Genomic DNA, 13,623 nt, shown 5'->3' with positions numbered 1-13,623 from the left:
CTGCTTGCCCGCGGTCGGATTTGCCTCTCTCAAGCAGACAAAAGATGAACCCGGACCGAGACTTGTTTTTCGCAGCGAGGATGTTTCGATTGGGCCTTGCAGGTGCGCGTCATCGGCAGCTTTGGCAATCCCTTCCCGCAAAGTTTCATCTGATAACGACGTTTCCTGCGGGGCCTCGGGCGTCGGCAACGCGGTGTCTGTCCACATTGAAGAACAGCCGGACAGGAGCAAAAACAGAAGGGGAACGAAACGCATTGGCACACCGGGAGTAGACAGCCGTGCCTATACAAGAACTAACTGGAGTGCGGCAACGGTGGCTCGGCCAGGATCCGATCTCGCGAACGTTGGGCCGCGACATCCTGTGCGGCGTGCGAGCTATTGTGGGAGCGCGGGGTGCCGGATAAAACAGCGCCAAAATGATCACGTACAAAGAGTACCATATCGAGCGATTCGAGCGGGGGCCAAAGCGCTGGGTCGCTCGCATAAAGCGGGCCGATGGGCGAAATATCCGCACTGGCCTGCCAGCGTCCGAGCATTCTTATCTCGACACCAAACCAGCCGCGTCCGCCGAAGAAGCGGAGAAGCTTGCCAAAGACGGGGTTGATTTCGGGGCATCGTGTAGTCGTTTGGTTTGGCGAAACGGCTCCGGGGCATCCGATCACATTGCTGACCGATTGGGGGCAGAGCTGCTAAACAGCTCCGGTACACGACGGGGGGCAGGGGCGCCGGAGCCGGATTCCAGCCGGCTAATCGGCATAGCCGGTGACGAACCAATCCGCGGTAAAACCAGAAAGATCCAGGCTTGTGGCTCGCGCTCGGCCCATGGCAGGCATTCTAGTGCGGCGGCTGCCCGCAGCCCTTTTAATGACGCCGCTCAGAGGGAGAGAAACATGCAGAAGCTGACAGCCGCTGTGGCACTCGTCGCCGCCCTTGCACTTGCAGCATGCGGGAGAGATCCTGGGCCGAAGGGCGATCCGGGGCCACAAGGTCCCGCCGGCCCGCAAGGCGCCCAAGGTATTCAGGGCGTCCCTGGTCCTCAAGGTGCAGTCGGCGCACAAGGCCCACAGGGACCTCAAGGGCCGAAGGGCGATAAAGGGGACAAGGCCGAACCGAGCGCCCGCGCAGTGCAGGCGGATGGCGCTGTGAACTGCGATGGCAGCGAAGCGCTTGTTTCTGTGTTCTGCCCAAACGGCGGCGGCGCGGACGGCGCAAAGTGTGGGACATCGCCAACAGTTGGACTCTGCTTGAAGAGGTAAGTGGTTCCCGCTGCGCGCTTTTACGGATACAATCTTACGGCGATTGGTGACACCGATCGTAATCTACAGTCCAACTCCCCGCCGGCTCACAAGGTCGGCGGGTTTTTCTTCGATCTGGTCGTTCTCGCCCTCAAGCTGGCACGAGGCGTGAGCGCGCCACCAAGTCTTCGCTTGGCGCCGCGACCGCACAACCGTAGATTCGTAGTCGTCGGCCGGCAGACATGCGAAGCTAAGCGTATATTCGCGTCTCGGAGGGAAAACCCCGATGCGTCTTGCATTGCCTTATTTCGGAATTGCTCCCTGCGCGTCGCTGGCGACGTGGATGTCGGTAATGTTGCTTTACTGACGCGGAAACAGCTCGGCGTGATGCCAGAAGCCGGACGTGGGGCCCGCTCTCGTGCAGCTCGGGCCACCCCTTCTCGATCGCGCATCTGATGCCTGCGCTGAATTCGCTGCGTTTGCCGCCGCTCCATGGTGTGCGGGAGCATGGAGACGGTAAGCGGGTGTAAGCGGGTGGAGTTGCGGCGTACCCTAAGCGGGCGCTTGATGGTTCGCGCATACAACGGGAGTGAAACGCATCAACCTATGTGGATCTATGGGACCTATTGGATTGGCTGGCCTGGCCAGTCAGCCGGAAAGCTACCGGCCCTTGGTAATTATCCTATCTGACCATGACAGCGGTGAAACCCTTGGTGGCTGTGGGGAGCAACGAATTTCTCATTCATGCGTGTCGATCTTCTATTCGTACCGCACAGCCTGCGCGGCCCCGGACTTGGTAGAAGAATAATGCTCCAAGCGGAGCGAGAAGCGATTGCGCGGGGCTGTCGTGGGGCATGGTTGGACACGTACAGCTTTCAAGCACGCGCATTTTACAAACGGCTTGGCTACAGGGCGTTTGGCGTACTCGACGATTACCCGCCCGGCCAGCATTCCCCCTTTCCGGATTTTTTAGTGACCCGTTGCTGAACCCGGCGATGCATGTAATGCGTGCATTCGCCGCCGGCAAGGTCAACTGCTATTCCGTCTGCTCGCAACGAAGGTTGGTCCGATGCAGCTAATATGCGCAAATCTCATCTCCATGGGATTAGCACGTGAAAGAAGGCATTATCCGCCGTGCAACAGAACACGATCTGCTCGAGGTGTTGAAACTTTACCAACAGGGTCTAGGGCATCGCGGTGACGGCAGGCGGAATGCGCTCACCATCGAGGGCCGGAAGCCCGAGGCAGTCGCGCGAATATCTCTACCAAGGAATTGCCGCGCGTCCATTCCGGCGGGCCGAATACGTTCAAGTCAAGCAGGCCTCGCTCCAGGATGGCCTGCTGATTATCGACCTCGTCCGCGAGGTCCCGGAAGCCATGGAAGGTCGCTTCGGTTGGCCGAAGGTCGAGCTCTGCGAGACCGACACGACGCTGACGGTCTCCGCCGAACTGCCGGTAATGAAACCATCGCTTCATGAAATATCTCCGAAATGAACTCCGAGCGTCTCGACAGAATGCATGGGACAGGGACTATGATCTTCTTATTCGCGCTCCAAGTCAGCCAAGCTAACCCGGTGAAGGAGGCAGAGTTCTGATGCCGCAGTCAACCCACGAAAGTTTCACGCGCGAGGAGGCATCGCTTCCCGGATCGGACCGGACCTTCGGCTGGGTGATCGCGGGTGCGCTCGCGCTTCTAAGTCTTTCGAATGGCTGGCACCTTGGCCAGCTGTGGCCGTGGACCCTATCCGCCGCGGCTCTTTTCCTCGCCGCGGCATGGATTTGTCCGTCCATGCTGCACCCGCTCAATCGCCTTTGGATGAGATTCGGCCTGCTTCTGCACAAGGTCATCAACCCCATCGTCATGGGTCTTCTCTTCTATGGTACGATCTTGCCGACCGGCCTCGTCATGCGGCTGCGCGGCAAAGATCTGCTGCGGCTGAAACGCGAGCCCGGTGCGGAAAGCTATTGGATCGCGCGCACGCCGGGGCCCGCGCCGGAAACGATGAGAGACCAGTTCTGATGATGGAGTTTCTGGCCGAGCTTTGGCGCTTCACGCGTCTGCGGAAAAAATTCTGGCTGCTGCCGATCCTGATCATGATGGTCGTGTTTGGGGGCGTTATCGTGCTAGCCAAGGGCTCTGCAGTCGCGCCGTTCATCTACACGCTGTTCTGAGGTAAATGCGCATTCTCGGCATCTCTGCGTTCTATCACGACAGCGCCGCGGCGCTCGTCGAGGACGGTCGCATCGTCGCTGCCGCTCAAGAGGAGCGCTTCACACGCCAGAAGCACGATGCGTCGTTTCCGCGCCATGCGGTTCGCTACTGCCTGGAAGCTGCGGGCGCAAGACTTTCCAAAATCGATCATGTCGTGTTTTACGACAAGCCATTCCTGAAATTCGAGCGCCTGCTTGAAACGTATATCGCGCTTGCACCGCGTGGCTTCCGCTCCTTCCAGATGGCGATTCCGCTGTGGCTCAAGGAAAAGCTGTTCCAGAAGAGCCTGTTGCGAAATCTGCTTCGGGAGTTCGATGAGGATTTCGCGTCGGAGAAGCTGCTATTCTCCGAGCATCATCTAAGCCACGCCGCGTCCGCGTTCTACCCATCGCCGTTCGACAGGGCCGCAGTCCTCACCATGGACGGGGTCGGAGAATGGGCGACGACGTCGGCGGCGACAGGCGACGGCAGCCGCCTCGAAATCTTCCAGGAGATTCATTTTCCCCATTCCCTCGGCCTGCTCTATTCGGCCGTGACCTATTACACGGGCTTCAAGGTTAATTCCGGCGAGTACAAGGTGATGGGTTTGGCGCCTTACGGCCAGCCCAAATACGCACAGCGTATTCTGGATCATTTGGTCGACCTGAAGCCCGACGGATCATTCCGGCTGAACATGTCCTATTTCGACTATTGCACTGGCCTCGCCATGACCAACGAGCGGTTCGCCCAGCTGTTCGGGCAGCCGGCGCGCCCGCCGGATCAGTTGCTGACGCCGTTCCACATGGATGTCGCAGCCTCTATTCAGGCTGTGCTGGAGGAAGCGGTGCTGCGGCTGACGCGCAGCCTCGCGAGCCGGACCGGTGCACGCAATCTCTGTCTTGCCGGCGGCGTGGCCCTCAATTGCGTGGCCAATGGGAAGGTGCTGCGCGGCGGGCAGTTCGACCGTCTCTGGATTCAGCCGGCGGCGGGCGATGCGGGCGGCGCAGTCGGCGCGGCACTTGCGGCCTTCCATCAGTTCAAGGGCGGGCCGCGCAGCATCGCCGTGACTGATGGAATGTCCGGCGCTTTTCTCGGGCCGGAATTTTCGGACAGCGAGATTGAACGGAGGCTGACCGCTTGCGGGGCGCGCTATGCCGTTCTGGGTGAGGACGACATGATCGAGGCAACGGCCAAGGCACTGTCCGATCAGCTCGCGGTGGGGTGGTTCCAAGGCCGTATGGAATTTGGCCCGCGCTCGCTGGGGGCGCGCTCGATCCTCGGCGATCCCCGCTCGCCGACCATGCAGAAGAACCTCAACCTCAAGGTGAAGTACCGTGAGAGTTTTCGTCCCTTTGCGCCGGCGGTGCTGCGTGAGGACGTCGCCGACTGGTTCGAGCTCGATTCAGATAGTCCCTACATGCTGATCGTCGCCGACGTGAGGAAGGACAAGCGGCGCGCCATGAGCGCAGAGGAGCAGGCGCTGTTCGGCATCGACAAGCTCAACATTGCCCGCTCGGACATTCCCGCGGTAACCCATGTCGATTATTCCGCCCGCATCCAGACGGTCAGCGCCGAGACCAATCCGCGCTTTCATCGGCTGCTCACGCGATTCAAGGCGCGGACGGGGTGCCCGCTTCTGGTCAACACCAGCTTCAACGTGCGCGGCGAGCCGATCGTATGCACGCCGGAAGATGCTTTCCGCTGCTTCATGGGCAACGATTTGGATGTGCTCGTAGTCGGCAACTGCGTGCTATGCAAGGGCGAGCAGAATCCCGATCTCAGGCGGGATTACAGTTTGGCTTTCGAACTGGATTAGCGCTTCTTCAGGCCCGTCGCCGGCGCGGGCTCTGTTCTGGTGTTTCAGCGCGCCGCAGGGCGAATGCGGCGGTCGCCGTGCCGCGTGGACGACGGGCTGAACCTGAAGTCCTACAACGGCGGCCAGAGCACCGCGGACTGCTGCTGGTAGCTTTGCTCGGCATCGCAATCGCGACCGGCGTTGCAGCGCGTTGGGCCACGGCATCGGTGTATGCGCAGCATATGTTAGGCTAGGATCACGGTTCACCTGTTCGCGCTTGGTCTTGCCGGCCATCTTAGTGCAACGCGGGAGGATGCTGATAATCGGGGGAATGCCGTGCCAGCTCAAACAAATCGTCCTGACATAGGCGGGGCCCTGCCCTTAATCCAGTCTGGCTGCGCACTGATCAAATGGATTGAGTTCTACATTTCGCGCCACGTATTCCTTTGTTGACACTTTCGATGAGGACTCGAGACACTTCTTCAAAAGTGTCGAATCGTTCAATTTTGCAAGATGCACGAGACGCCTCGGAGAACCAGAACAACTGGCCCTGAAACGACAGCGACGTTGACGGCATTATTACGTAGTCCAGGATTGCTTCATTATTCTCGGCGAGCCGCAGAACCACCACCCATCCCGCAGGCCATCGTACACGGCGAACTAGCTTCCATTTCGGCGGAATGCTGACATATTTTCGGCATGTGGCTACACGGAAACAGATATTCACGGCATCATCGACCCGTAAACAGTGATTCGATGAGTAAAAGGTGGCGCTCCGACCCGATTTCTCGAAAGCCTCTTGGAGCAGCGCTGCATTTTCTAGCTGACGTTCTACCAATCGTTTATGCGTATCAAGCTTGGCCCAGTAGCTTTTGTTGCCGGCATAACCGATCATACGGTAGAGATTCCGCAGAGCGCCGAAGTGTTTTAGATATGTCCCTACAGATGGCAAGCCCGGCGCAGCATCAATAATTGGCGCGCTTAATTTCCCTTTCTTCATTAGAAGCTTCCGAAGGCGTACAAGCATTTCTTCTTCCGATATGTGGACGCAACGCTGCTCTAAGGCCTTGCTAACGCGTCTGAACACATCACACTCGACTATGGCTTCGATTGCGCCCTCGCTTCTAACCCAGAGGTCTTTCGGATTGGTGGCTCTCTTGGAGCCGAGTTTCTGCGTGTGCCGATTGTATATGACGTTGCCAATGTAAGCCTCCCGCCGCAGAAGTGTGCTGATGGAGCTTTGGCACCATGGCCCTCCTCTATTGGTCAGACTACCACGCCTATTAAGCTCCCGCGCGATTGCCTCTTGGGACGCTCCCCGGAGGTACTCATTGAAAATCCATCGGACGACTTCGACTTTCGCGTCTGATCCAGGAGCCAGCCTTACCCGGTCTGTCGACAGAAATTTATGCTCGCCGGCTTGTAGGGTTCCTTTCCACCGGAATTCGCCGTCCACAACTCGTCGCTCTAGTCCAAAAGGCTCCCGACCGCCTACTTTGAAGCCTTTGCTTGCAAGACGCACGGAAGCTGCGTGAACTCTCCCAGAGAGCTCTCGACTGAACTCGGCCGCCATAACTCTTTTGATATTCTTGATGATGCTGGAAAGCAGACTGCCATCATTGTCAAACTGCTCCGCGCAATATGTAACTCTTACCCCAGCCTTCCGACAGATGAACTCATAGTGCGCGCTCTCATCGACGTCTTGAAAGCGCCCCCAACGACTAACATCAAAGACCAGCAGATGACCAAAGTTCGCCTGATCAGATCGAACGTCATCAATTAGTTTGATAAGACCTTGCCTATTGTCGATTTTCAGTCCGCTCTCACCCTCGTCTCGATAAGTGCGGACAATTGTTAGATTGTGAAGCTCGGCGTACGTGGCGATCACCGCCGCCTGATTTTCGATTGAGTATTGCTGATGGTCTGTTGACATCCGGACGTATTGCGCCGCGCGATACGTGTTTTGCGGTTGGAGCAAACGGTCTTTGTGTACAATGAGAGCTTTTGACATCACGGCAGTGACAGCACCGATCGACCATGCGCTCTTAGGCTCAAACTGCATGCTGTAGAACGAGCTGAAATACAATCAGGCCTCCTGTCCTACTTCAGTCGATTAGCTTTAGGAGCTCGCCGCGCGTCTGATTCTGGTTGATTCCGTTGAAAGGGGCGGCAATGCATTGACGCCGGCGCGATGCAGCCGAACGGCTGTATCGGCCTTTGTGCGGGCTTGAGGGGTTGCATCGGGATAGTGCTTGGCCATCTTGCGGAAGTTCTGAGCGGTAGCTTGTACATCTCGCGGATGGTCTCGCGGATCACGGCAAAGGCGTTATGGCCGACCTTGCCGTCCGGCCGCAGGTAGTAGGGACGGATCAGGTATCGCGGATCGATCTCGCTACGGTCGACGAACTCGTCGATCTCGATGGTGCGTGTGGATTCCAGCGCCACGTTCTCAAGCTCCTCCTTAGTCAGCTCGATGAAGGTGTCCTTGTCGAGGGCGTAACCCTTAACGATGTCCTCGTTGGCGACCTCGTCGCCAGTGTCGGAGTCGACCTTGAGATACTTGATGCGGTGGCCGGTCTGCCGGTTGAGCTGGGTGAACGAGTCGCATGCGCCGGGAGAGCTATTCTACTACAACAGCGGCAATTGACATCTGCTTTCGGCCATCGTTACCAAGCTCGCCAGGACAGCTACGGCCACCTATGCCAATACGAGGCTGTTCGGTCCACTCGGGATCGCATCGCCGCTCTGGCGCAGGGATCCGCAGGGCATTGCGATTGGAGGATTTGGCTTGTCGCTCCGACCGCACGACATGGCCAAAATTGGCTACCTCTACCTCCGCCGCGGCGAGTGGGCTGGCCAACAACTACTTCCGTCGGAATGGGTCGATACTGTCAATCACGCCACTATCAGCATGAACGCGAGGGCCGACTCTAGCCTAACCTACCATAACCAATTCTGGGCGCTGCCCGACCGGCATGTCTCTATGGCGGTCGGCTATCACTGCCAGGTGATCATGGTGTTTCCCGATCTCGACATCGTGGCGGCGATGACAGCGAGGGATTTCTGTTCGTTCCGCAGGATGGCTGAGGGTATCTCCGGCGCGGTCAAATCTGACCCTCCGCTGCCGACCAATCCTGACACGGCACGCCTGCTTGCCGATGCAGTCAGTGACGTCACGACGGAGAAGCCGACGGAGGTCGGTCCGGCGCCTCAGATCGCGTCGATGATTTCAGGCAAGACCTACCGGTTCGCCGACAACGCGCTCGATATCAGATCCCTTTCGCTGTCGTTCACGGATAGGCCGGGCTACGCGGTGGAGATCGATACGCACAATCCCGCCAATCCCGTGATCCAGATGCGCGGACCGATCGGCCTCGACGGCCTCTATCGCAAGAGCGAGCTAACGTCCTTCGGACTGCGCGCGGTCAAGGGCGCGTGGGTGAGCGGCGATACGTTCGCGGTCGATGTGCAGTATGTGGGCCTAGGTGAGCAGCAGAAGTTCTCGCTCTCGTTCAGCGGCGACAACAAAGTCGTGCTGCGCGGCAAGGCTAGAAGCGGCCGCGAGGTTGCGGTTGACGGCGAGGCCGGCGGTTAGAAGAAGATTCGCGCCATCGCTCGCCCATCCCAGGTGTTGCGCGCCTTACCCCAGATTTTCAAAAAGTGCTTCCGGTAGTGGCCCTTCGCGGACCTGAACCGCGGATCCGGTGATGTCCGCTCACAGTGGCAGAGCAGACCATCTACCATGGACCGCCGACTTCCGGGTTTGACCCTGGCTGTGTAGAAACGCGAAAGATCGAAACGCGGCTAGAATTACATTCTCCAGTTCGCGCTTCAAATTGAATGTGCTTGCAAGCTTGACCGTTGAGACAGCCTTGAACGAATAACTTCTTCTATCGCTGTCAGGCGTCCTGGCGTTTTCACACAGCCAAGACCCATAGCAGACCTCCGACCATCGGGCTGCCCCGAGGTAGCGGATCGGATTTCAATGCGTATGCGGTGCCGCCGAACCCCTTTAAGATCGCACTATGTAGGCCGTCCGGAGTCGTAGAAGCGGTTTCTCGAAGAACTCGAATGACAGCCCCGCCAGGGGTACGAATGCCGCGAAAAGCACGGTCGCAGCTGGGAGCGCCCACCAAAAGTTGGCGTCTTGGCCAACACGGTCTTTGATAAGGGGGATCGAGACTTCGCGCAGGAAAAAATGCAGGAGATAGATCGAATATGACCACTCTCCGACTTTCCGAAGGCAGAGATCAACCTCTGGAGGAACGCTAATCCCTGAGTTGTCGTACCAGGCGACGAAACTGCCAAAGGCGACGGCCTGCATCGATGGTATTATTATCCATAATGCTGAGGGAGAGGGATAAGCCCCATCGAGGTTGAAGAAGCCGCCCTTGGCGTCGAATATTTGCCAGAAGAGCAGGAACAGCAGCCCACTCGTGAAAGCCACGACGCGACGTGCCTTTACGCCAAGGCCAGCCGTTGCGAAGAACATGCCCATCAGAAACTGGTCGATCGCCCCGATAATGGTCCAATACGCCACGAGCTGGACCTCTCCGTATTTTACCCAGAGGAGCGCACGCAGGCAGAGGCTGAGACAGATGCCGATGAGTAGCGCATAAGGCCCAAAGCGGTTGCTAAGCGCAAGTAGATACGGGAACAGCAGGTAAAAGTGAAATTCGATCGTGATCGACCACGCTCCGTTCGGCAATGTAGGCAACAAGACTCCGCGCCAGATCTCACTGAAGTAAATTGGAGACCCAATGTGAAGCTTGCTAAGAATATACCAAGCGGCCAAAGACCCGGCGAGCAATGGTACTAATCTTACTGCTCGACTCCAAAGAAACGCGGGATAGTTGATCGCCTGCCCGTTCACCAGCTTGGCGAAGAGGTAGCCACTCAGTGTCATGAAGAGCCCAACGCCAACGTGCCCCTCTTCCAACAGCGCGAAAGGGAACGGCGGCACGGCAGAGAATGGCACGGGGAATTCAGCAGTTAGATGGGTGAAGTGCCACACGAAAACGAGGTAGGCCGCCAGAGCTCTTATGTGATCGAGGCGAGAAAAATATAAGCCACTGCTGGATTTCATGAAATCACGAACTATGCTCGGTCTAAATCCACCAGATAAGCTAACTAGGTGCTCAAAGCTTCCGCAACGCCAGGCGTTCCTGCTTCTTGACCACTGATGGGGGTCCGTTGCGAGTCTGTGAGGAGCCGCAGCGCCGCAGCTGTGACGAGACCCGTGGCGAGCAGGTACACGGGGGATATGTCCCAACCGGGCCCTTCGAAGACCAGGTAAGAGAACAACCCCGCGGTCGACGCGATGAAGCCGAGCCAGGCAAGCCTCGGAAAGCGAAATCCGCGTTCGCCGCGCCAAAGATCAAGCACGAGATAATACACGAGAAGGCTGTTGCAGAGTGCCGCCGGCAGCACACCCAGGACGATTCCGCTTTCGAACACGAGATAGGACAACACGCCGTCGACCTGAGCAATCACCGCAAAGGGCAAATAGCGCGGATTGAGGCAGGCCAGCGCGATCGACGCAAGTTCGAACGCGTAGAAGTAGCGCTCGTGCATCTTCGGGAGCAGATACGGCATGAGCATGAGCGATACACACGCAGCGAGCAGAATAAACTCCGGCCCCGTCCGTTGAGAGCGGGCGATCAAGATCGACAAGGCGAGCCCGCTCGTCGCGGCGAGCACCATGCCGATAGCGACACCCATCGCGTACGGCATCGCTCCAGCCAACACCCAGATGTTCGCCGCGTTCATGGTGAGGCGATTGAATGTGTGAGCTTGGTCCAAATAGACCGCGAACACGGAGGCCAAGGATCTGCCAGCGACGAGAACCGGAACCGCGAGAACCAGATAGATCCCGGGGACGGTGGCTAGCCACGCTAGGTGGATCCGGCGGCGCAAAATCATGCCGAGCACGAAGGGTCCCAGGAACACGCCCTGAGCCTTCACGGAAAATGACATCGCAAATGGCGCAATGCCATTTCGGTCCCGCATGAAAAGCGCCAAGGCAACCAAGGTGAAGAAGGTCCAGATCGAATCGGCCTGCCCCCACAATGCGCCATTGAAGATCACCGTAGGTGCAAGCCAAACTGCGCAGAAGGCCAGGCACGCGCGCAACGGTATCTTTGTCGCTCGCCAAACCATCTGGGCGACGACGATCGCGCAACCAAGCTCGAATATTGCCGAGATCATCTTCACGAGGGAAAGTGGCTGGCCGAGCCAATCAAAACGGGCCGCGATCAGCAGGAGGTAGCTATAAACCGGAGTGTAGTTGGTGAAAGGTTCGGCCAGTGCAGCAATGCCGTGATCTCGAGCAAAGGCATACCACGGGATCAGGAACTGAATGGCGTCGTCGGTGGCGTGCTCCCGGACAAGGTAACGAAGCCCAAGGCCTGCAAACCCGCACCCCATCATTAGGGTGATCGCAAGCGGCGAGCTCGTGGGCAACGTCTCGGCAGGACTGATGCAGAGGCCGGGATCGGCCGACGTGTCAATGGTCTCTTTTTTCACGCGATCGCTTTGCTTTTGAAGTCTTTGAAGGCGTTGCGACTTCACTTTGTATCAACCTAGAGGAGTAATCGTTTCCAGTTTCATAAGGAGCGGTTCTGCCATGGGCAATTTCTCCTAGAAAGATTGTTTGGTTAGCAAAGCTCTAGTGGAACCGATGATCGTTGAAAGTGGCCGGAAGCAGGGACGCGAGTTCGCATCGGGCGCCTTCGTGGTCCACGCGTCGCCGAATGGGCCGTGGTGATGCGTTGACCGCTTGGTCGCCCGGGAGCATCAGTTGCGCCTCCTCGTGCGGATCAAAGCCTGCGCCGTTCGCATGATCTCAGGGGCCATCGGTGAGCCACCGCGTATGTCCGTTCATGGCCCTTCGCGACCTTTACGAACGGTGCCCGCCATTTCCGAAGTTGAGGGTAGACGGACGTGACTGCCCACGACTCGGACATCGTTTGCGGGCAGTTTGATCGCTTGCATGACACGATAAGGAACTGAAGCGGGACCAGTCTGTTGGTTCGATCAGCCAAGCGGAGTCTCGCAATGCGGATCATTCTGATAACGGCGGTTGGCTGGGCGTTGTCGTGCGGATTTGCGACAGCACAGACCGATCCCAAGGACATGGCAACTGGACGCTCGGCGCCAGAAGAAAAAGGTCAATTGCAGCCACGCCGACGAAACACGCCTGAAACAATCCTGAAACCCGATTGTCCTGAACTCCTTTTCCGCCGGCCTCGACCAACCAAGCGAAAAGGAGACAATCATGATCCAGATCGGTTCGAAGGAAGAAGTCGCGTTCCTGCTGGCGCTGTTCGGCACCCACACCCAGCCGGTCAAGCGGCCGAAGCCGAAATCGCGGCAAGGCTGAAGGCGGTGATCCCATGCCCGGCTTGGCCGAATGCCAGAGCCTCTTGCGGCTTTTGATCGCAAGGGGAGATCCGAAGGCCATCCCGATCGCCAAGGGCGCCATCGATCAATATCTGAACACGGCGCCGGTCAGCGCCCGCGGGCGCGGCCTGCGCGTGCTCCAGCGCGATGCGCTCGACCAGCACGACCTCGCGGTCGGCGTGCAGCGCTCGTTTGCCGAAACGGTGGACGCTTATATCGAGCGGAAGCTGGCGGAGGAGTGAGGGTAGCTTCGCCCCGTCGCCTCTAGCGCTCTTCGTTTGGGTGGACCCACTTGTATGGCGTGATGCTCTGCGTTTCGGTCAACCTGATCATGTGGACCGGTGGCCAGAACGTCCCTTCCGGCATGATCGGCATTTGAGGGGGCGTGGCTGGGGGCCTGTCGTTCGTGCTGCTGATCGCCGGGTCGTGATGAGCGCTGGCGATATCAAGCTTACAGCTCGTGATCGGCGAATATTCTACGTCGATTTCCACCTTGCGAGCTGCCAGCGTGCGGCAGTGAAAATCAGGACCGTCGAACGGGCGCGCAAGGTTTGGCCGGCATGGCGCAACCTTTCAACTTTGCAGCCTGAAGGTCGATCTTCTCGGTGGGCGCATAGGCCTGCCGTTCGCATTCTTCCCTGATGACGGATAGCCGGGCACCCTTGTAGGTGTTGCCTTCAAAGAACACGGAGTAGGGTGAGGACTGCTTGCCCGCGGTCGGATTTGCCTCTCTCAAGCAGACAAAAGATGAACCCGGACCGAGACTTGTTTTTCGCAGCGAGGATGTTTCGATTGGGCCTTGCAGGTGCGCGTCATCGGCAGCTTTGGCAATCCCTTCCCGCAAAGTTTCATCTGATAACGACGTTTCCTGCGGGGCCTCGGGCGTCGGCAACGCGGTGTCTGTCCACATTGAAGAACAGCCGGACAGGAGCAAAAACAGAAGGGGAACGAAACGCATTGGCACACCGGGAGTAGACAGCCGTGCCTATACAAGAACTAAC

General features: G+C 58.3%; 10 protein-coding genes and 3 pseudogenes. 7 read left to right on the top strand and 6 right to left on the bottom strand.

From position 1 onward, the window contains the following. Positions 1-255, bottom strand: a pseudogene (locus tag E4K65_RS48330) (hypothetical protein); the annotation flags it as partial. A gap of 1,724 nt (positions 256-1,979) precedes the next feature. Between E4K65_RS48330 and E4K65_RS50165 the strand changes: the two are divergent. The 5 genes and pseudogenes from E4K65_RS50165 (at position 1,980) to E4K65_RS45145 (ending at position 5,242) form a co-directional block, all read left to right on the top strand. After that, entirely contained in the window at positions 1,980-2,222 is a 243-nt protein-coding gene (locus E4K65_RS50165; RefSeq protein ID WP_135179575.1) for a GNAT family N-acetyltransferase, read from the top strand. A 221-nt stretch (positions 2,223-2,443) separates the two neighbouring features. Next, positions 2,444-2,729 (top strand): annotated as a pseudogene (locus E4K65_RS49660) (alpha-crystallin domain-containing protein); the annotation flags it as partial. A gap of 100 nt (positions 2,730-2,829) precedes the next feature. Further along, a complete protein-coding gene (locus E4K65_RS45150; protein WP_135179574.1) occupies positions 2,830-3,255 on the top strand; it encodes an SxtJ family membrane protein in 426 nt (141 codons plus the stop codon). Positions 3,256-3,257: 2 nt separating this feature from the next. Continuing rightward, positions 3,258-3,407, top strand: coding sequence for a DUF5989 family protein (locus E4K65_RS48055; RefSeq protein WP_235886039.1), 150 nt, complete (start codon positions 3,258-3,260; stop codon positions 3,405-3,407). A gap of 5 nt (positions 3,408-3,412) precedes the next feature. Next, entirely contained in the window at positions 3,413-5,242 is a 1,830-nt protein-coding gene (locus tag E4K65_RS45145; protein ID WP_135179573.1) for a carbamoyltransferase family protein, read from the top strand. 385 nt (positions 5,243-5,627) lie between these two features. Here E4K65_RS45145 and E4K65_RS45140 read toward each other — a convergent pair whose 3' ends face one another. Together E4K65_RS45140 and E4K65_RS45135 are read right to left on the bottom strand one after the other, a co-directional pair. Then, complete coding sequence (locus E4K65_RS45140; protein WP_235886038.1) at positions 5,628-7,307, bottom strand: recombinase family protein; 1,680 nt, start codon at positions 7,305-7,307, stop codon at positions 5,628-5,630. A 188-nt stretch (positions 7,308-7,495) separates the two neighbouring features. Then, a pseudogene (locus tag E4K65_RS45135) lies at positions 7,496-7,822 on the bottom strand (Ku protein); the annotation flags it as partial. A gap of 208 nt (positions 7,823-8,030) precedes the next feature. Between E4K65_RS45135 and E4K65_RS45130 the strand changes: the two are divergent. Beyond that, on the top strand, positions 8,031-8,816 hold the full coding sequence (locus E4K65_RS45130; RefSeq protein ID WP_167771683.1) for a serine hydrolase domain-containing protein: 786 nt from the start codon (positions 8,031-8,033) through the stop codon (positions 8,814-8,816). Between the two features lie 417 nt (positions 8,817-9,233). Here E4K65_RS45130 and E4K65_RS45125 read toward each other — a convergent pair whose 3' ends face one another. Both E4K65_RS45125 and E4K65_RS45120 read right to left on the bottom strand, forming a co-directional pair. Then, a complete protein-coding gene (locus tag E4K65_RS45125) occupies positions 9,234-10,307 on the bottom strand; it encodes an acyltransferase family protein (RefSeq protein ID WP_135179571.1) in 1,074 nt (357 codons plus the stop codon). A gap of 44 nt (positions 10,308-10,351) precedes the next feature. After that, positions 10,352-11,791: a hypothetical protein gene (locus E4K65_RS45120; protein ID WP_235886036.1), complete on the bottom strand. Its 1,440-nt coding sequence runs from the start codon at positions 11,789-11,791 to the stop codon at positions 10,352-10,354. 824 nt (positions 11,792-12,615) lie between these two features. Here E4K65_RS45120 and E4K65_RS45110 point away from each other — a divergent pair. After that, positions 12,616-12,864, top strand: a complete 249-nt coding sequence (locus E4K65_RS45110) for a hypothetical protein (RefSeq protein ID WP_027545907.1) — start codon at positions 12,616-12,618, stop codon at positions 12,862-12,864. Positions 12,865-13,145: 281 nt separating this feature from the next. Here the strand turns inward: E4K65_RS45110 and E4K65_RS45105 are convergent, their stop codons facing one another. Beyond that, a complete protein-coding gene (locus E4K65_RS45105; RefSeq protein ID WP_135179569.1) occupies positions 13,146-13,580 on the bottom strand; it encodes a hypothetical protein in 435 nt (144 codons plus the stop codon). Positions 13,581-13,623: the final 43 nt, after the last annotated feature.

This window comes from Bradyrhizobium niftali (assembly GCF_004571025.1).
GTDB classification, from domain to species: domain Bacteria; phylum Pseudomonadota; class Alphaproteobacteria; order Rhizobiales; family Xanthobacteraceae; genus Bradyrhizobium; species Bradyrhizobium niftali.
This window is presented reverse-complemented; position numbering and strand designations above follow the sequence as displayed.

What these genes read in the sequence shown, in the direction of transcription:
- E4K65_RS50165 (WP_135179575.1), top strand. Translation starts at nt 1,980, where the DNA reads ATGCGTGTCGATCTTCTATTCGTACCGCACAGCCTGCGCGGCCCCGGA.
- E4K65_RS45150 (WP_135179574.1), top strand. Translation starts at nt 2,830, where the DNA reads ATGCCGCAGTCAACCCACGAAAGTTTCACGCGCGAGGAGGCATCGCTT.
- E4K65_RS48055 (WP_235886039.1), top strand. Translation starts at nt 3,258, where the DNA reads ATGGAGTTTCTGGCCGAGCTTTGGCGCTTCACGCGTCTGCGGAAAAAA.
- E4K65_RS45145 (WP_135179573.1), top strand. Translation starts at nt 3,413, where the DNA reads ATGCGCATTCTCGGCATCTCTGCGTTCTATCACGACAGCGCCGCGGCG.
- E4K65_RS45130 (WP_167771683.1), top strand. Translation starts at nt 8,031, where the DNA reads ATGGCCAAAATTGGCTACCTCTACCTCCGCCGCGGCGAGTGGGCTGGC.
- E4K65_RS45125 (WP_135179571.1), bottom strand. Translation starts at nt 10,307, where the DNA reads ATGAAATCCAGCAGTGGCTTATATTTTTCTCGCCTCGATCACATAAGA.
- E4K65_RS45110 (WP_027545907.1), top strand. Translation starts at nt 12,616, where the DNA reads ATGCCCGGCTTGGCCGAATGCCAGAGCCTCTTGCGGCTTTTGATCGCA.
- E4K65_RS45105 (WP_135179569.1), bottom strand. Translation starts at nt 13,580, where the DNA reads ATGCGTTTCGTTCCCCTTCTGTTTTTGCTCCTGTCCGGCTGTTCTTCA.